The organism is Flavicella sp. IMCC45668 (assembly GCF_057219105.1).
Genome location: NZ_CM170114.1, coordinates 1585098 through 1603983, shown reverse-complemented (window position 1 = coordinate 1603983; position 18886 = coordinate 1585098). Strand labels below are relative to the sequence as shown.

11 protein-coding genes are annotated in these 18886 nt (G+C 35.1%); 2 read left to right on the top strand and 9 right to left on the bottom strand.

The annotated features are described in order from the left end of the window. Positions 1 to 2: 2 nt before the first annotated feature. Both AC2DZ0_RS06840 and AC2DZ0_RS06835 read left to right on the top strand, forming a co-directional pair. Entirely contained in the window at positions 3 to 1580 is a 1578-nt protein-coding gene (locus AC2DZ0_RS06840; protein ID WP_484492287.1) for a RagB/SusD family nutrient uptake outer membrane protein, read from the top strand. A 249-nt stretch (positions 1581 to 1829) separates the two neighbouring features. Next, positions 1830 to 5048 carry a VCBS repeat-containing protein gene (locus AC2DZ0_RS06835; protein WP_484644540.1) on the top strand — a complete coding sequence of 1073 codons (3219 nt, stop codon included), beginning with the start codon at positions 1830 to 1832 and terminating at the stop codon, positions 5046 to 5048. Between the two features lie 110 nt (positions 5049 to 5158). On the opposite strand, the gene AC2DZ0_RS06830 is transcribed toward AC2DZ0_RS06835, so the two are convergent. The 9 genes from AC2DZ0_RS06830 to aldA form a co-directional block, all read right to left on the bottom strand. Beyond that, positions 5159 to 6673: a sulfatase family protein gene (locus AC2DZ0_RS06830; protein WP_484644538.1), complete on the bottom strand. Its 1515-nt coding sequence runs from the start codon at positions 6671 to 6673 to the stop codon at positions 5159 to 5161. A gap of 74 nt (positions 6674 to 6747) precedes the next feature. Continuing rightward, positions 6748 to 8604 carry a sulfatase family protein gene (locus AC2DZ0_RS06825; RefSeq protein WP_484644536.1) on the bottom strand — a complete coding sequence of 619 codons (1857 nt, stop codon included), beginning with the start codon at positions 8602 to 8604 and terminating at the stop codon, positions 6748 to 6750. A gap of 7 nt (positions 8605 to 8611) precedes the next feature. Further along, positions 8612 to 11074, bottom strand: coding sequence for a glycoside hydrolase family 2 TIM barrel-domain containing protein (locus AC2DZ0_RS06820; RefSeq protein ID WP_484644535.1), 2463 nt, complete (start codon positions 11072 to 11074; stop codon positions 8612 to 8614). 154 nt (positions 11075 to 11228) lie between these two features. Further along, positions 11229 to 12563: a family 43 glycosylhydrolase gene (locus AC2DZ0_RS06815; RefSeq protein WP_484644533.1), complete on the bottom strand. Its 1335-nt coding sequence runs from the start codon at positions 12561 to 12563 to the stop codon at positions 11229 to 11231. A 338-nt stretch (positions 12564 to 12901) separates the two neighbouring features. After that, positions 12902 to 14152 (bottom strand): glycoside hydrolase family 117 protein, encoded by a 1251-nt coding sequence (locus AC2DZ0_RS06810; protein ID WP_484644531.1) that lies wholly within the window; start codon positions 14150 to 14152, stop codon positions 12902 to 12904. Between the two features lie 26 nt (positions 14153 to 14178). Next, positions 14179 to 15198, bottom strand: coding sequence for an L-rhamnose/proton symporter RhaT (locus AC2DZ0_RS06805; protein WP_484644529.1), 1020 nt, complete (start codon positions 15196 to 15198; stop codon positions 14179 to 14181). A 48-nt stretch (positions 15199 to 15246) separates the two neighbouring features. Continuing rightward, on the bottom strand, positions 15247 to 16281 hold the full coding sequence (locus tag AC2DZ0_RS06800; protein WP_484644527.1) for an aldose epimerase family protein: 1035 nt from the start codon (positions 16279 to 16281) through the stop codon (positions 15247 to 15249). Positions 16282 to 16304: 23 nt separating this feature from the next. Further along, entirely contained in the window at positions 16305 to 17399 is a 1095-nt protein-coding gene (locus AC2DZ0_RS06795; RefSeq protein WP_484644526.1) for a mandelate racemase/muconate lactonizing enzyme family protein, read from the bottom strand. Positions 17400 to 17423: 24 nt separating this feature from the next. Continuing rightward, entirely contained in the window at positions 17424 to 18878 is a 1455-nt protein-coding gene (gene aldA, locus AC2DZ0_RS06790) for an aldehyde dehydrogenase (RefSeq protein WP_152285429.1), read from the bottom strand. Positions 18879 to 18886 lie beyond the last annotated feature (8 nt).

Genomic DNA, 18886 nt, shown 5'->3' with positions numbered 1-18886 from the left:
AGATGATAAAATTAAATATTCATAGAAAATTTAAGATGTTTATGGCTGCTATTGCCTCTATTTGCATCTTGACTGTTTCTCTTCAAAGTTGTGTAGATTTAGAAGAGGATCCAACAGAGATTAGATTAGCTCCTGGAGCATATAGTTCAATATTTGAATTAGACTTAGGTGTAAATGGAATATATGCACAATTAAGAAATGCGTCCATGTGGTCTACGTTCTATGTGAATGGTTGGAGTGGTGATGATATGACTACTCATAAAACTAGTAACAAGGCAGATTTTAGAGAATTTGATCAAAGAAGTATATCCAACGCAAATGGTAGAACTGTTCAGAATTGGAATAACATTTATGGAATGATTGCTGCTGCAAACAATGTATTAAAAAACATTGAAGGAATTACATTAGAGGATCCTGAGGTACAGCAAAGACTTTTAGGTGAGGTATATTTTTTACGTGGTGCAATGTTTTTTCATTTAGCACGTGTGCATGGGAAAATTGCATTACCTACAACTCCAGAAATTGATTACGACATAAAACTTTCTTCTGAGATTGAGGTGTACGAGCAAATTGAAAGAGATTTAAATCAAGCGGTGGCTTTGTTACCAGTAATTTATCCTGGTGTAGAAGATGGTGCTCCTAGACCAAATAAAGGTTCGGCTAAATCGTTATTAGCACGTTTATATATGGATTGGGCAGGATTCCCGGTTAAAGACAATACTAAATATGCCAAAGCACAATCTACGGCGAAAGAAGTAATTGATAATAGTGCGTCTCATGGATTTGAATTGGAAAGTAATTTAGAGAACCTTTGGACAATGGATAATAGGTTTAATAAAGAAAGTACATGGACTATTGCTTACTGTCAACCTTGTGGTACTCAAAATGGTAAGTTTGCTTGTTTGGGAATGCCTGGAGACCTTAAAGGTTGGGGTGAAACTTTTGCTGAGATTAGATTTTTTGAGGATTTTCCAGAAGGAGCAAGAAAAGAAGCAACTTACAGAACTGATTTAGATTGGACGAATTTTAATGATCAAGTGACACCTGTATTTAAGAAAATCGTAGGACCGGATTTAGATGTTCCTTTAGGAGTATTCTTTACAAGTAGAAATGATTTCTATATGAGATATGCGGAAGTGTTGTTGATTTATGCAGAAGCTTCAGGTGAAGTAGGAGGCGCATCGGCGGAAGCTTGGGAAGCATTGAATATGGTAAGACGTAGAGCAGCAGGCTTGCCTTATGCTACAGCAGTTCCAACCGCAGTGCCACAATTAGATGCTGAGGGTAATCCAATTGCAGGATTGACATATCAAGATGTTACTTCTGGAGATTTAGCTGATTTGACTTTTACAGAAAGAAAATGGGAATTAGCTGGTGAGTGGATACGTTGGAATGATTTGGTGAGAAAAGAAAAGGTAGCCGAGGCACTTGGAAATAGAGATCCTCAAGTTACGCCAGATAATAAAAATGGAGGAATTATAGCGGTTCAAAATCCAATTATTGGTTCTTTAGGAACTGAGAATTATTTTGCACCTATTCCTGCGGCTCAAATAAAATTATTACCTGGATTAGGAGAATAAAGACATTCGATTAATTTGGTTTGATTGAGACGGTAAGGATCTTGGGATTCTTGCCGTTTCTATTTAATATTCATTGAATCTATGCATCTTTTTTTCAAAAAAAATATACATTTAGTCTTTAAATAAATGAATCACAAAATGAAGTATACCTCACTACATATTAGAAAACTTTTTCTCTTTTTTTTATCACTCTTTTTTTTATGCGCTTGCACGAAAACGCAGGAAAAAGAAAGTCTTAAAAAACAAAAAATGTTTTCCAATGTTACTTCGGGGGAATCTGGTTTGAATTTTTCAAATATTTTAAAAGAGGATGTGAAAACAAATTATTACAAGTATATGTACTTGTATATAGGTGGGGGTGTTGCCGCAGGGGATATAAATAATGATGGGTTGATTGATTTATTTTTTACATCTAATACAGGAGAAAATAAACTTTTTTTGAATCAAGGTGACTTAAAGTTTAAAGACATAACAGAAAGTGCTGGGATACATCATAAAGAAGGCTTTGATACTGGGGTAACGATGGTAGATGTCAATGCAGATGGTTTGCTGGATATATATGTTTCACGAGGTGGTTGGAAGCATCAAGGAGGAAAGTTTGCAAATTTATTATTTATCAATAATGGAGATCTAACATTTACAGAAAGTGCAAAAGAACTTGGTATTGCGGATGATAACCGTACCATACAAACAACCTTTTTTGACTATGATAATGACAATGATTTGGATGTTTATGTTTCCAATTCTCCTGATATTGAAGGGAAAATAAAAATTTTAGATTTAAGAAGTGCTGATAAAAACTCGAAAAATGCTGCCTTAAAAGGAAACGATCGTTTATATGAAAATGATGGAACCGGACATTTTACAGATGTTTCAAAAAAGTCGGGTATAATTACAGATTTAGGTTTTGGCTTGAATCCCCAGGTAGGTGATTTAAACAATGACGGTTGGTTAGATTTATATGTTTGTAATGACTTTAATTATCCGGATTTAGTCTATATCAATAATCAAAATGGAGGATTTGTTGAATCTAGAGATACGTATTTTAAGCATATGTCTTTTAATAGTATGGGAAGCGATTATGCAGATATAAATAACGATGGGTTAGAAGATTTGATGACTTTGGATATGAACCCAGAAGATTATATTAGATCAAAAACAACGATGGGAATGACTTCCATTGAAAACTTTGAGGCCATGGTTGAAAATGGATATCATTATCAATACATGCATAATATGTTGCAATTAAATAACGGGCAAAAGAATTTTAGTGAAATAAGCAAAATGGCAGGTATTGCTAACACAGATTGGAGTTGGTCCATCTTGTCAGCGGATTTTGACTTAGATGGTTTCAATGATTTTTATATAACCAATGGGGTTTATAGAGATGTAATTGATAGAGATACCAATAATAAAATTCTTTCCATTTTAAGAAAAAATGGAAGAAAACCTACTGCAGAAGATTTCTTGCAGTTTACAAAAATGTTACCACAGCAAAAGTTAAACAATTATTTTTTTAAGAATAATGGTGATTTAACTTTTGAAAATACATCTGATTCTTGGAATGATACCAAACCAACATTTTCAAATGGTGCTATTTATGCCGATTTAGATAACGATGGAGATTTAGACATTGTTGTAAATAATATAAATGAAAAGGCAACATTGTTAAAAAATAACGCTGTAGAACAACAACTAGGAGGGTTTTTATCTATTTCGTTAAACGGTCCAGAGACGAATAAATTTGGTTCGGGTGCAAAAGTAAAGATTCACCTTTCAGATAATTCTGTTCAAGTAAGGCAATTAACAAATACTAGAGGTTTTTTATCATCAGTGTCTAATAAACTAAATTTTGGTGTTAAAAAGGGTGTAGGTATTAAGAGCTTAGAGGTTCAATGGTTGGACGGTACATCACAGCTTTTAAAGAATATAAAAGTGAACCAACATATCGTTTTAAACTATAAGAACGCTCGAGTTGTAAATAGCGTGAAAAATGATGATCAAAAGTTGTTTACAGAGAAAAAAGCAAATGAGATACATCAAGACCCTTATTTTAATGACTATAATAAACAAGTTTTGTTACCACATAAATTAAGTCAAACCGGTCCGTGTCTAGCTAAGGGAGATGTAAATGGAGACGGTATTGATGACTTGTATGTTGGAGGTGGACATACCCAACCAGGAAAAATGTTGATAGGTACAAAGAAAAATGATTTGAAGGAGAAGAAAATTAATGCTTTTGTAGAAGATCGTGCTTATGAAGATACTGCTGCAACATTTTTTGATGCTGATAATGATGGTGATTTAGATTTGTATGTAGTAAGTGGTAGTTATGAATTTGAAGAAAATTCTGAATTGCTTTCAGATCGTTTGTATTTAAATAATGGGTTAGGAGGCTTTTACAAGTCTAGAAATTTAATTCCTGTTGTAAATAATTCTGGATCTATTGTAGTTTCTGAAGATTACGATAAGGATGGTGATATGGATTTGTTTATTGGAGGAAGAGTTATTCCTGGTAAATATCCTTATGCGCCAGAAAGTTATTTGTTGGTTAACAACAATGGTAAATTTCAAATTAAAACAAAAGAATTAGCTCCAGGATTTCTTGACTTGGGCATGGTCACGGCGGCGCAATGGGTAGATATAAATAAAGATGGTTTTTTTGATTTAGTAGTCTGCGGAGAATGGATGGGTCTCGAAGTATTTTTAAATAAAAAGAAACAGTTGGTGAAAAGCGAAGCCTATTCTGAATTGAGTAGTACCAAAGGTTGGTGGAATAAAATTTTGGTAGAGGATATTGATAATGATGGAGATTTAGATATTGTTGCAGGTAACCTTGGATTGAATTATAAATTTAAAGCATCAAAGAAAAAACCATTTCATGTGTATACAAGTGATTTTGATTTTAACGGAATAGAAGATGTTTTTTTAGCAAAGGAATATAAAAACAAACAGGTTCCGGTTAGAGGAAAGAGTTGTTCAACTCAACAGTTACCGCATTTAAAAAATAAGATAAAATCTTATCAAAAATTTGCCAATTCTGATTTGGCCGGAATTGTTGGACCTGGAATTAAATCGGCATTGCATTATGAAGCAAATGAATTTAGATCAGGTGTTTTTATAAACGAAAACAATAAATTTAAATTCGAACCTTTTCCTAATCAAGCACAATATTTTCCAATAAACAGTATCGTTTATCATGACTTTGATCAAGATGGGAAGAAAGACTTGTTAATGGCTGGGAATAATTATCAATCAGAAGTTGAAACGACAAAGTCTGATGCAGGTATTGGTGTGGTATTAAAAGGTAATGGTGCTGGAGAATTCAAATATGTAGCATCTAAAAAATCAGGACTTTTTGCTAACAGAGATGTTCGAGATGTTATTTGGTTTGACAAAAACGAGAAACCATTTCTATATGTAATAAATAATAAAGATAGACATCAATTGTTTTACTTGAACAATTGATAAAGACATTGAGTGGGGCTAAAATATATGAAGTAATTTTAGTCTATCAATTGGTTGTTGTTTGAAAAGGGAATCGAAATTATTCGATTCCCTTTTGTTTTGTGGTTCAACTATCGAATAGCAGTTTTTATTTTACTGTCTCTAGTCTCGTTGTATGTTTTAAATAACTCCGCAATTAACTCTTTGTATTTAGGAGAGTTTATTAGGTTTTGATTCTTTTTCTCTGTTGGATTTTTCTCTAAGTCAAACAGAGCAATTGGAGTTCTTGTTTTATCTGTCTTGTCTTTTTTATCCAACTTAATAATTAATTTCCATCTCTCTTTAAGAATCATTACTTCCTTTCCGGTACCACTTTGAACCATGATATATGGATGAATTTTTTGTTTGTCTTTCTTGAGAAGAAGAGGTAGAAGGTTAGAGGAATCCATAGCTTGTCCCTCTGGGATTTTTTGATTCGTTAGAGCTGCAAGAGTTGCCATTATGTCTAAGCCTAGAACTGGAATATCAGATTTTGATTTAGACTTAATTTTATCGGGCCAACTAGCAATAAAAGGTACTTTATAACCTCCTTCAAAAGCCTGATTTTTACCACCTCTATAAATGTCACTAGGTTTGTGTCCTGATGCTAAAGTTTGTTTTATCATCAAACCACCATTGTCTGAAGTGAAAATAATTAAAGTATTTTTATAAATTCCTTGTTTTTTTAAAGATGCAACCATCATTTCTATTTGAACATCAAGCTCTTTCACCATATCTAAATGTTTTGAAGGAGTAGTGCCAGCAATTTTTTTACCATTTAAATACGCTGGAGGAGCATGAGGTTTATGCACTGCTTGCGAGCAATAATACATGAAAAATGGTTTGTCTTTGTTTGCATTTTTTTCAATAAAATTTACAGCCTTGCCAATCAGCAAAGGACCTATGTGATGAGGATCCCAATTACTATCACCAAGTCCTTCTAGTTTATCAAGTTTTACCCCAATTTTAGTCATGTTTTCCTGAGAAATATATGCTACTTTAGAGTCTTCTTTCAAAGGCATCATAGTTCCGTTTTCATAAACAGCATATGGATAATCCTGAATTCCTGCAGGCAATGTAAAGCTATAATCAAATCCTTTTTGTTGAGGTCCGTTAATCATTCTTGTGATGTCTACATTTGTTTCAGGTTTAGCTCTATTACCTCTGTATATTTTAGAGTCGCTTCCCTTTTCTAAAAAATCACCTCCAAGATGCCATTTTCCTAAAAATGCGGTAGTATAGTTAGCTTTTTGCATGAGTCTACCTAATGTAAGTTGGTTGTCTTTTATTGGGGAAGCCTGAAATGACCCCCAAACACCCCATGGATAGGGACTTCTATAACAACTGTTACCTGTCATGATAGCGTATCTTGAAGGAGCACATAAAGCGGCCGGGGCATTGGCTTTAGTGAACATCATTCCACTTTTAGCTAGTTTATCCAAGGCTGGTGTTTCAAGTATAATGTTATCTGAATGTAGTCTTCTGTAGTGCGAGAGATCTCCAACACCTATATCATCAGCTAAAATAACAATTACATTGGGTTGGTTTTGAGCGATGCCTATGACCGACAAAAAAAGTAAGTTTAATGATAATAAAAGATGTTTCATGTTTCCTGTTTTGAGTAGATTTCAAAAAAAAAACTAGAAAAAGAATAGAGTTTCCTTTTCTAGTTATTCTAGTTTTATGATTTAATTAGATATTCTAAACGTCTTAAAACCTGTGGCTCATCTAGAGCATTTTTCTTTAACTTTGTTTTGTCCAGTTGAAATTTATATTTATTTCCACCATCACTCATTAAAACAATAGAATTTAGAATTAGAAGTGCTTCTCCTCCGTCATTTGAATTATACAAGCAATTAGTCATGGATGCAACAGGATTTGACAGTCCTGTAAGCCCTAGGTATTCAGAGGCGCGAACTCGATTGATTAATTCACTGTCATTTTGTTCAATCTGTTTAATTAGATCTTTAAAAGTATCTGCTTCCTCACCGAAAACACTACAATCTATAAGTGCCCAATACCTTTCCCAAGGATCCGTTGACGTAAGACTTTTTCTTAGTTTTTCTTCAACTTCATTAAATTCAAAAAGACTGTAATTGGCTACTTTTAGATAATTTTTGATGTCTTTTTTGTGTTTTTGTCCAAATTTCACAGGATTATCAAAAGCATTGTTGATCAAGTAAAATTCAGGATAAAACGCTAAATCTGGCATTTTTGCAATGCGTTTGTTTAGATTTTTTCTTAGTGATTTTAAGGTTTCTTGGTATTCTGGAAGCTGAGCTAAATTCTTTGTTTCAAAAGGATCTTTTTCAACATCATACAATTCTTCAGGTTGTTTTGGTTCGTAAAATTGTGCTTGAATATCATTAAGTTTACCTTTGTTGTAAAAATTACTCCATTGTTGGTATCCTAGTTGTTTGTATCGATAATTATTCATCAGACCGTTAAAATTAAAAGGCTGGTAGTTTCTAGTGTATTTGAATTTACCTTTTCTTACAGCACGCACCATGTCATATTTTTCATCAAAACGATCCGCATAGCTAAAAGTTTCATCACGCTTAGATAGATCTTTTGCAGAAACACCTTTTCCTAAGAAAGGGATACCATCCATTCCTTTTGGGGTTTTGACACCAGCTAAATTTAATACTGTTGCTCCGAAATCAACGAAACTCACAAAACCATCTTCTTTGGTGTTTGCTTTTACCGAAACCAAGTTTTTGTAGTTCTCAGGAATATAAACAACTAGAGGAACATGAACTCCCATTTCGTTTATGTACCCTTTACTGCCTGGTAGAACCCCACCGTGATCGCCATAGTAAAAAATAAAGGTATCTTCTAGCAAACCATCTTTCTCTAATTCTGCTACAACGGCACCCACTTCAGAATCCATTTCTTGAATTTTGTCATGGTATCTAGCGTTTGAGTATTTAAATAGTCCTGTTTGAGGGTGGTTAGGCTGTACAAAAACATTTTTTTGATCATTTTTAGTTCCTGCCTTCATATCTTCTCTGCTAAAATGCATTCTACTTTCATGGGTAGTTGCAATATTGAATACATGAAAGAAAGGTTGGCCTTCTTTGCGATTTCTCCAAGATGCTTTTTTAGAGGATGCATCCCAAACATTATCTTCCTTGATAATATTATAATCTTCTTTAGCACAATTGGTCGTATAATATCCTGCTTTTCTTAGATACGCAGGAAACATTTCAACACCATCTGGCATTTCAACTTTTGCCATTCTACGATGATAATGTGTCGCCAATCTTGGACCATAAGAGGAAGCGATCAAGGTAGACCTTGCAGCACTGCATACCGCCGCATTTGAGAATGCATGCGTAAAAATAACACCTTGATTAGCTAAGTTCTCAATGCTTGGAGTTTCTACACCGTTTTCATCGAATAGTTTCATATAATGCTTAGAGTTGTCCTCAGATACAATCCAAACAATATTTGGGTTTTTCTTTTGTGCAGTACCTAAAAAGGAATTTACAACACAGAAGAACAATAAAATTTTAAAAGGAGAGAGTTTTTGATTCATTTTTTTATTATTTAGTTTCAATAGTAACTTTTGCACTTTTTAATTGTTTAGATTTAGCGTAAAGTGTTATTTTTCCTGATTTTTCTGTAGATTTTAAAATTGCCAAACACATTCCATTAAATGCTTTTCTTTTTTTAGCTTGAAAAGGTTCTAAACTTATTTGGTTTCCATTATCCACTCCAACAAGTGAACCATTTCCTCTTACAGAGAAGTTTACTTCATTAGCTGCAAGGGGACACATATTACCGTTTTTGTCAAGGATTTTTACAGTTACATAAGATAAATCGTTACCATCGGCGTCTATTTCTTTTCGGTCTACTGATAATTGAATTTTAGCTGGTTTTCCTGCAGTGGTTATAGATTCCTCTAGTATTTGTTTACCATCTTTATAACCGATTACCTTTATAGTCCCAGCTTGATAAGGAACATCCCAAGACAAACGATATTTAGATTTGAATGTTTTAGGTTCATATCTCATAAAGTCAACTAGAATTTCTGTAAGATCTTTTCCTTTTACTTTTCTTCCCATTGACTTCCCGTTAACGAACAACTCTGCTTCATCACAATTGGTGTAACAATAAACGGGTATTGTCTGTCCTTCCATACCTTGCCAATTCCAGTGAGGTAAAAGGTGTATCATAGGTTTAGAACTCCATTGACTTTGGTATAAGAAAAATCTGTCTTTAGGAAATCCACATAAATCCACTGCACCAAAATAAGAACCATGAGAAGGCCAGTCTCCATTCCAGTATCCATTTGTTGAGTTATCCTTCCCTCCATACGGGGTTGGTTCTCCTAGATAATCAAAACCAGTCCAAATAAATTCTCCCATAACAGTAGGGTTTTTTTCTTGGAAGTGGAATTCAATATCAGGAGGGTAGGCCCATGGTGGTCCAACAATGTCATAACTTGTTACATGTAATGATTCGTGATGTTTGTATTTTTCTATTGGAAAATGATATACACCTCTACTACTCGTGCAACTTGATGTTTCTGATCCGTAAATAGGCATTTCAGGGTAGTTACCGATAATCTCACTATATTTAGAAGGTTTGTAATTTACACCAGCTATATCTGCCTGTTGTGCAAAGTTAAAACGATACGGAGCTGAATAATTATTCATTCCAAAAGTTGTAGGTCTAGAAGGATCAATCTCTTTGCAGTATTCATGTAACATTTTAGCTACTTTCCAACCATTTTTTTTATCGCTTTGTTCTTTTATTTCATTTCCTGTACTCCACATGATAATAGAAGGGTGATTACGATCTCTACGAACCATATCTTTGATGTCTCTTTCAGCCCATTCTTTAAAAAACACATTGTATCCATTAGGTACTTTTTCAATATTCCATGTATCAAAAGCCTCATCCAAAACTAACAAACCAAGTTCATCACAAACTTCTAAAAATTCACGGGAAGGTGGGTTATGGCTTGTTCTAATTGCATTAACCCCCATATCTTTCATTATTTGTAATTTTCTTTGATCAGCTCTTTTGTATACAGCCGAACCTAAAGCTCCATTGTCATGGTGTAAGCATACACCGTTAAACCTAACTTTTTTATTGTTCAAGAAAAAACCTTCTGCACTGTAAAAGATAGAACGTAAACCAAGAGTAGTTTCGTAAGTGTCTACAGTTTTACCCTCTTGCACAATAGTAGTAACTAGTTTATATAGATTTGGACTGTCAATATCCCATCGCATTGGGTTTTTAATATCATTGTATACCGCAGATACGGTAGAGGAGTTTGGGGCGATTACAATTTCGTCAGTGTTTTTTGCAACACTTTTTCCATTGGGATCAAAGTATTCATGATTCACAGTTGCTTTTACGTTTTTGCTACTTTTATTCTGAACTGTAGTTTCGTTTTGAACCACAGCAAGTTTTTCTGTCACTGTAGGAGTAGTTATATATGATCCCCATTGACCAACATGCACTGGTTCATCAATTTTTAGCCAAACAGATCTGTAGATTCCTGCACCAGGGTACCATCTAGAAGATAAATCCTTTGGAGTCAACTTTACCGCTATGATATTATCAGAACCATCATATTTTAATTCATTGCTTATATCAAATTCAAATCCTATATATCCAAAAGGACGATTTCCAACAAAGGTTCCATTCACCCACACATGTGCATCGTACATAGCTCCTTCAAATTCAATACGGATTGTTTTCCCTTTTGCTTCTGTAGGCATTGTGAAGTGTTTACGATACCATCCAGTTCCGTGAAAGGGCAATCCTCCACATCGCGCATTGTACTTCTCATCGAATGGACCTTCAATAGCCCAATCATGTGGTAAATTTAATTTTCTCCATTTGGAGTCATTGAACGCCATCGTTTCGGCTCCTTCACTTTCTGCGTTGAAAAACAACCAGGACTTGTTGAAGTTTTGATTTTGAGCAAAACTTGATATACTGATGAAAACAGCTATTATCAGAGTTGCTATTGAGAACACATTTTTTTTCATTGTTGAGTTTTGAATAAGATAAAGTTTATTTTTATGTTCAAATGCACGAATGGCAAGCGAAAGCTACAAAAATAACCGTATATAATACATATAACCGTCTACAAATGTTCAATAAACTAATACGAATGTGTTTTTATCTTGGTGTAGATCCTTTTTACTCTAATAGTAACCAGTTTAGATTCACAACTTTGTCGGCTCCCCAGTCAGATTTAAACACCACAACTATATTTTTTATTCCAGTAATTTTTTCTGTGATATCGGTTTCAATAGTTTTCCACTGGTTCCATCCCCCGGTAAATTCCGCTGGAAAAGTAGCAATTAGTTTACCTTTGAAGTGCCCTAATCGAACTTCGAAACTCCCATTTCTTTGCCCACATGCAACTCTTGCCTTAATTTTTTTAGCCTCACCATCACCAAAATCAACACGGTTAAATTTTACATAACCCATCATTTTGGTATCACAAACCATCCATCCTTTTGGTTCGTTTCCTCCTACAAATGCTGTTTTAGCTGATGAGATTTCACTATACCGATCTATTTGAATGGTGTCATTTACTTTTGGAGTTCCAATGCCTCTTAACGTTGGTTTTACTTTTTTGATGGTCCCATCTTTCTTAAACTCCATATAGTCAGCTCTCATGGAACGCAGTTTGTTGTAGCCACTAATTTCCCACCAATGATAAAATAAAATCCATTTATCTTGGTACTTGACAATGGAATGATGGTTTGTTCCGTTTCCAATATTATCCATGATTTTTCCTTGATATTGATAAGGACCCATTGGTTTGTCGCTAGTTGCGTATGCAATTGTATATCCTTCTTGCGGAAAGACATGGGCAAAAGTCAGATAATATTTTCCTTCATGTTTTAATGGAAATGGACCCTCTACATAACCAGCGGGTAAGCCTTTTACTTTTATTCCACTTCCGTCAATTTCCTTCATATTGTCTTTTAGTTTGGCTACCTTCAATGTCCTTCCACCAGCATAAAAAATATAAGCTTTCCCATCATCATCTAATAACAATCCTGGATCAATTCCATCGAGACCTTTTATGTATTCTTTCTCCCATTTAAAAGGTCCTGTAGGTGATTTAGAGGTTCCTACACCGATACGTCTAAAGGCACTTTCATCCTTAGGTTGAGCAGGGTAGTAATAATAATAGGTATTGCCTTTTTTGATGCAGTCAGGGGCCCACATCCCATAGGAGTTTTTCTTTCCCCAAGGAACGTCATTTTGATCCAAAATACTTCCATGGTCTTTCCATGTGTTTCCGTTTTCTAGGGAGAACGAATGGTAACCAGGCATACAGAATTTTGGAGCTTTTACCCCCTTTGGTGGGATTGCGTCACAAGAAGGGTAGACATACAATTTGTTGTCAAATACACGAGCTGTTGGGTCTGCTGTATATAAATGGGTTACTAATGGGTTCTGTGCATACAATGTTTGAAGTAGGATGCAAGCTAATAAAGTATTTATTAAGTTTTTCATGATGTAGTTTTTACTAGTTCAAAACTAATCAAGAATTTTGTGGTTTAAAGAAACAGATGATTTTCAAAGGGAAACAGATGGTTGATAAATTTTTGTATAGTTTATGATACTACATTCTATACAATGGAGATTGTTTTGAAATTAGGTTCCGTTATCTACGGAACCATTTAGTTTTTTTGTTTGGCCAGATAACATAATAAATAGTTTAAAATATAGGAGCGATTTTTAGTAGCATGAGTTGTGTTTGGTCAAATCATATGTGTTGACTTGTATTCAGATAGATTAGACTAAAAAAAAAGGCTGTCAAACGACAGCCTTTTTTAATAAAATAGAAAATTCTATTTTTGATTTTTTACAGAAAATTTACTTCCTTTTTTTACAACTCCTTTTGCGGTGTGGTGTTGCATTCTAGAAGTTTTAAATCCTCTAATATATTGATAGTTATAGTTTTTATATTCATGTGTTAATCCCCAACGTAAAATTTCAGTTGGTTCTTTTTCGTTGTCAGCCGTTCTGTTTAAACCGATGGCATGTGGTGCACCTTTTACTACTGCTTTAATCTCAAAGTTGATTCCATCAGGAGACCACTGTACTGTGTTTTTCTCCGGTCCATCCGTTGTGATTAAGGAAGCGATTCCTCCATTGTATGGCCAAACACAAATTTCATGACCACTATTACTTATTGGATTGTATGGAGATTTCACGTAGGGTCCTTTAGGGTTATCGGCTATAGCAACCCCATGTCTAATTTGACGTCCACCAAACGTAATAGCTTCACCCATTTGTTCTCCTTTATAGTAAAGGTAGAATTTCCCTTTGTAAGGAATGATACATGGATCATGTACCTTATGACTATCAAAATCTCCCTTTTTTTCTACAGCAAATCTATCTTGCTCTTCCCCTTTCCAAATACCGTTGTCGGCAGGGCTTAATATTGGTTCTTTACTTTTTGTCCAAGGTCCATTAGGTGATTTAGACCAAGCTAAACCTACTTGGTTTTTTACACGAACACTGTAAGGGTTCTTTACCGTTTGGTAGCATAGGTAATACATGTCTTCGTGTTTCATGATTTCCACTGTGAAAACAGAACGATCGTCATATTCACCAGCCTTTCCTCTTGCAACGGCAACTCCTTCTTCTTTCCAAGTAATACCATCTGTTGAGGTTGCATACCAAATATCACATCTGTCCCAAGGAAATACTTTGTCCTTAACAACATCGCCTCCAAAACCTTGAGAAGGTCCTGTACTTCTACTAAACCAAGTATAGTATTTACCATCATGTTTGATGATAGCACTTGGATCTCTTCTTACGACTCCTTCTTCATATGCAAAATCACCTTTTAAATCATAGGTTTGGTATTGGAAAAACCATTCATTTCCATAGATTAATTCGTCGTCCCAAAGCAATGCTCTTTTTGAGGCGGCACTTAATTTATCTTTGTTAGTGATTCCTAGAAAATCTTGTTTTTCATCTGATAATACTACTTTTTCATGATCTTCATGAGAATGAATGCAATCAGCTTTTTTCTCACATGAGAATAATGCTAATCCAATGATTGCAGGAATAAAAAATTTCATTTTGTTCATTTTGTTCGTTTTATTTTAATTTGTGTTTAAGCGAGTGTATTTGAGTAAGCTATAATTACGATACCAATAACCATACATGCCAATCCTAAATATAAAGAGTTTTTAGCTTTAAGAGATGCTTTGGCCCATTCTTTTGTTATCAATCCACTTACGATGGCCGTAACTACGCACGCAGTGTTGAAAATAGCATAACCAACACTACCACCAAGTTCTTTACCAAGCTTAAATGCTGCATATGCAAAAACTACAGAAGCGGCGAAATTGAAAACTCCCATGATACTTGTTAGGGCAATGTTTTTTCCTAGGTGAGGTGTTTTGAATTTTCCCCAAAGTTTTTTTGCAGATAATTGTTGTATAAAATAAACTGCAATGGCAACACCACCGGCCATATAGATGACATACATCACGGCAATGGCACTTTTCCAAGAGGCATTCCCTTGCGCTTGTGAAGCCTGATCAATGATTTCTGCTCCATAAGAGTTAGCAAAACTAAATCCGGTAGCAAGCAATCCACCTACAATAGCGATCGTGATTCCGGTTACAATTGATCCACCTTTGCTTGACTTTTCAGAACTCTCTGCTTCTTCATCTTGCTGACGAATAATTCCTGCTCTTCCGTTTGCCATGACCCCGATTAGTACAACTACTAAACCACCTAAGATTGTTAGGAATACATTACTAGCTGGGATTCCACCAATAAAAAATGGGATCAGTGACCCGACTAAAATGATGGTTCCAATGAAAATTGAAAAACCTAAGGAAAGACCGATATGGTTAATTGCTTTTCCCCACATCATGGCTCCAATTCCCCATGCAATACTAGATACAATCATTCCAATTAAGACGTTGGAAGGAATTGCGGCTAGAACATCAGAAAATCCATCGATTAATAGAAAAGCTGCAATGTTCGGAACTACAAAAGTGTTGATAGCGAAAAACATACTCCATGTGTTTTCAAATTCAAAGTCTTTTGTGAATTTCTCTGGTAAGGCATATAAGCCTAATAATAATCCTGCAAGAATTGCAAATAATACACCTGTTAACATATAATAATTTTAAGTTTAATTAATTCGTTTTTTTATACTCTGTCTAGATTACCATTCAAATTTAAAAATCGTGGTACTTTCAAATTCTTCTCCCGCTGATGTTATAGATTTTGGTGAGTTGGGAATATTGGGTCCGTTTTGATATCTGTGAGTTTCGCAGCAGAAACCACGGAATTTTCCATATTGTTCTCCATTTTCCCTTTTGATTTCATCAGAAGTGTATTTACCCGTATATAAGAGCATACAAGGTTCTTTACTATAAATGGTTAAGGTTCTTCCTGATTCATTTGATGCTACCTGAGCTACTTCAATTAACTCAAAAGTAGGATTTTCAAATGTGTAAAAATGTTCAAAACCATCATTAATTTCACTATGAACATCACCAATTATTTTTCCTTTTGTTAAATCATCGGCTTGATTCGAAATATCAACAATTTCTCCCGTTCCAGCTCCAGTTTCATCCATCACTTGTCTTTTGTTGGTGTTTACTTTTGCCACGTGTTTTTCAATAGTAGAAGCAAATCCGTCGAGATTAAAGTAAGTATGATTAGTTAAGGAAATAGGAGTGTCTTTGGTCGTAGAAGCTTTGTAGTCAATGCGTAACTCATTCGTATTGCTAAGTGTAAAAGTGACGGTAGTAGCCACATCTCCTGGATACCCTTCCTCTAAGTCTTTGCTAAGCAAAGTCATTTCAACTCCGTTATCTATTTCTCTCGATTGCCAAACCCTTTTGTCAAATCCTTGCTTTCCACCATGTAGATTGTTTTCACCACAGTTTTTTGCTAAGGTGTACTCCTGGTTATTTAGAGTAAATTTTGCATCTTTAATTTGAGAGCAATACCTTCCAATTGTTCCCCCGAAATAAGGAGAGTTTTCTAGGTAGGTGGTGTCAAAATACCCTTCTAATGTGTCAAATCCACAAGCAATGTTTTCTATTACACCACTAGAGTTAGGAACTTTTAAAGAAGTGATAGTTGCGCCAAAATTGATGATTTTCACTTCTACACCGTTTGCATTAGCAATGGTGTATTGTTTTATTTTTTCGCCTTGAACTTCTCCAAAGTCTGAAATATGTATACTCATTTTATTGGTTTAAGTTTAGTAATTTATTTTTCTTCAAAAGGAGCGAGTTTCTCCCAATCAAAAATAACACCTACTCCCGGATAGTCAGGTGCTACGGCTCTATAGTTTTCTACAACTAATGGTCTGGTTGTGTATTCATCAATAGGAAAACTATGCACTTCTAGCCAACCTGAATTTGGTTGTGCAGAAACCAAACTTACATGAAGTTCTTGCATACCATGTGAACAAGCTGGTATACCATGTTTGTCCGCTAATCTGGCGGCTGCTAACCATCCTGTAATTCCTCCACAATTGGAAGCGTCTGGTTGAGCAAATGAAAGTTTTGCCTGATCAAAAGCATATTCAAATTCGTGAATTGTATGGAGGTTTTCTCCCATGGCTAAAGGGAATCCCGTGGCATCAACAATTTCTCCAAAACCTTTGTAGTTATCAGGAATGATTGGTTCTTCAAACCAGGTAATGTCATATTGTTTGAATCCTTCAATCGCTTTGATAGCTTTTTCTACTGTCATAGAGTAGTTGGCATCCACCATGAAAGTAACATCTGGCCCAATATATTCTCTTACGGCTTTGATTCTGTCTAAATCTTCTTGCAGGTTTTCTCTACCTATTTTGATTTTTACAGCATTGAAACCTTTAGCTAAATACCCTTCCATGTTTTTCAATAGCTTTTCGATAGGGAACATCAAATCGATACCTCCGCAGTATGCTTTACAAGTATTACCAGCACCACCTGCCATTTTCCATAGCGGCTGACCTGCTTTTTTACATTTGATGTCCCATAAGGCGATATCAATGGTAGAAATTGCAAATGAAGCCACACCACCACGTCCTACATAGTGAACATGCCATTCCATGAAATCATATAATCCATCAATGTCAGTACCATCTTTTCCGATTAAAACCTCTGAAAAATCATGCTCAATCATGGCTTTTATTGCAAAACCTCCTTTTCCACCTGTATAGGTATATCCAGTTCCTTCGCTACCATCTTCCAAAGTAATGGTAGTAGTGATCAATTCAAAATGATAGTGATCACCATGTTTTGCATCAGCCATTACTTCAGGTAATGGAACGGTAAATAGTTTTACGTCTACCTTTGATATTTTTGTACTCATAATAATATTTTTTTAAGAATAGGATTAAGCTTTGTGTCTGATGTAAAATGTCTTTTTCTCTAAATATTGTTCAAAACCATATTTACCATCTTCACCTCCAGATCCTGAAAGTTTATAACCATTATGGAAACCTTGATGCTGCTCACCATGACCTCTGTTTACGTAGATCTCACCATATTCAAGCTCATCATTACATTTCATAATTGTATTCATATCGTTCGTGAATACCATGGCAGCTAAACCGTATTCACAATCGTTTGCGAATTCAATCACTTGTTCAAAAGAATTAAATTTTAAAACAGGTAGTATAGGTCCGAAAGATTCTTCATGTACAATAGTCATATCTTGAGTAACTCCGGTTAAAACAGTAGGTTCAAACCAAAATCCTTTTTCGAATTCAGCACCCTCTGGTCGTTTTCCTCCCGCGGCAATAGTAGCACCTTCTTTAACACTTACTTCTACCAAGTGCTCCATGTGCTTTAATTCATTTCCATTCACTTTTGGTCCCATATCTGTTTCTTCTAGCATCGGATCACCAACTTTTATTTCAGCAACTTTTGCTAAGAATTTCTCCATGAAAGTATCATAAATATTCTCATGAACATACATTCTTTCGTTACAAGTACAAACTTGTCCGCAGTTGTCAAATCTAGAATGCAGTGCAGATTCTACTGCTGCGTCAATATCAGCATCTTCAAAAACTATAAAAGGAGCTTTTCCTCCAAGTTCTAATTGAACATGTGTAAGGTTGTCAGCAGCATTTCTCGCAATTTGCTGACCTACTGGAGTGGATCCAGTCATTGTTACCATTTTACATAATGGGCTTTCAACAAGTGCGTTACCCATTGCACGTCCTGGACCAGTTAAGATGTTGATTACTCCTGCAGGAATACCTACTTTATTAGCCAAATCTCCCAATTCCAATGTTGCTAGAGGAGTTTCAGATGTAGGCTTGATAACAATAGTGTTACCAGCTACCAAAGCAGGCCCCAATTTTCTACCAGCTAAGGCAAGTGGGAAATTCCAAGCAGTAATTGCAACTACAACACCTCTAGGTACTTTTTGGATCCAAATTTGCTCATTAGGATTATCCGAAGGAATGATATCTCCTTCAATTCTTCTTGCTCCTTCACATGCATATCTGATAAAAGAAGCTGTTACTTGGACTTCGAAACGCGCTACTTTCAATAACTTTCCTTGTTCTTTTACTAAAAGTTGTGCAAGAGATTCGTTATTCGCATCAATTTCGTCAGCTAATTTGTACAGTAAATCTGCTCTTTCTCTAGCAGGTAATTTTTTCCATTCTTTTTGTGCTTTATCGGCAGCTTCTAAAGCTTCGATAGCTTCTTCTGCTGTTCCATTTTGCACACGTGCTACTACTTCTTCGGTTGATGGACTTACAATATCAATTGTTTCACCTGAAGTAGATGTTCTCCATTCACCATTTATAAATAATTGGTAATCTTTAATTTCTGCCATAATAGTAT

What these genes read in the sequence shown, in the direction of transcription:
- AC2DZ0_RS06840 (WP_484492287.1), top strand. Translation starts at nt 3, where the DNA reads ATGATAAAATTAAATATTCATAGAAAATTTAAGATGTTTATGGCTGCT.
- AC2DZ0_RS06835 (WP_484644540.1), top strand. Translation starts at nt 1,830, where the DNA reads ATGTTTTCCAATGTTACTTCGGGGGAATCTGGTTTGAATTTTTCAAAT.
- AC2DZ0_RS06830 (WP_484644538.1), bottom strand. Translation starts at nt 6,673, where the DNA reads ATGAAACATCTTTTATTATCATTAAACTTACTTTTTTTGTCGGTCATA.
- AC2DZ0_RS06825 (WP_484644536.1), bottom strand. Translation starts at nt 8,604, where the DNA reads ATGAATCAAAAACTCTCTCCTTTTAAAATTTTATTGTTCTTCTGTGTT.
- AC2DZ0_RS06820 (WP_484644535.1), bottom strand. Translation starts at nt 11,074, where the DNA reads ATGAAAAAAAATGTGTTCTCAATAGCAACTCTGATAATAGCTGTTTTC.
- AC2DZ0_RS06815 (WP_484644533.1), bottom strand. Translation starts at nt 12,563, where the DNA reads ATGAAAAACTTAATAAATACTTTATTAGCTTGCATCCTACTTCAAACA.
- AC2DZ0_RS06810 (WP_484644531.1), bottom strand. Translation starts at nt 14,152, where the DNA reads ATGAACAAAATGAAATTTTTTATTCCTGCAATCATTGGATTAGCATTA.
- AC2DZ0_RS06805 (WP_484644529.1), bottom strand. Translation starts at nt 15,198, where the DNA reads ATGTTAACAGGTGTATTATTTGCAATTCTTGCAGGATTATTATTAGGC.
- AC2DZ0_RS06800 (WP_484644527.1), bottom strand. Translation starts at nt 16,281, where the DNA reads ATGAGTATACATATTTCAGACTTTGGAGAAGTTCAAGGCGAAAAAATA.
- AC2DZ0_RS06795 (WP_484644526.1), bottom strand. Translation starts at nt 17,399, where the DNA reads ATGAGTACAAAAATATCAAAGGTAGACGTAAAACTATTTACCGTTCCA.
- aldA (WP_152285429.1), bottom strand. Translation starts at nt 18,878, where the DNA reads ATGGCAGAAATTAAAGATTACCAATTATTTATAAATGGTGAATGGAGA.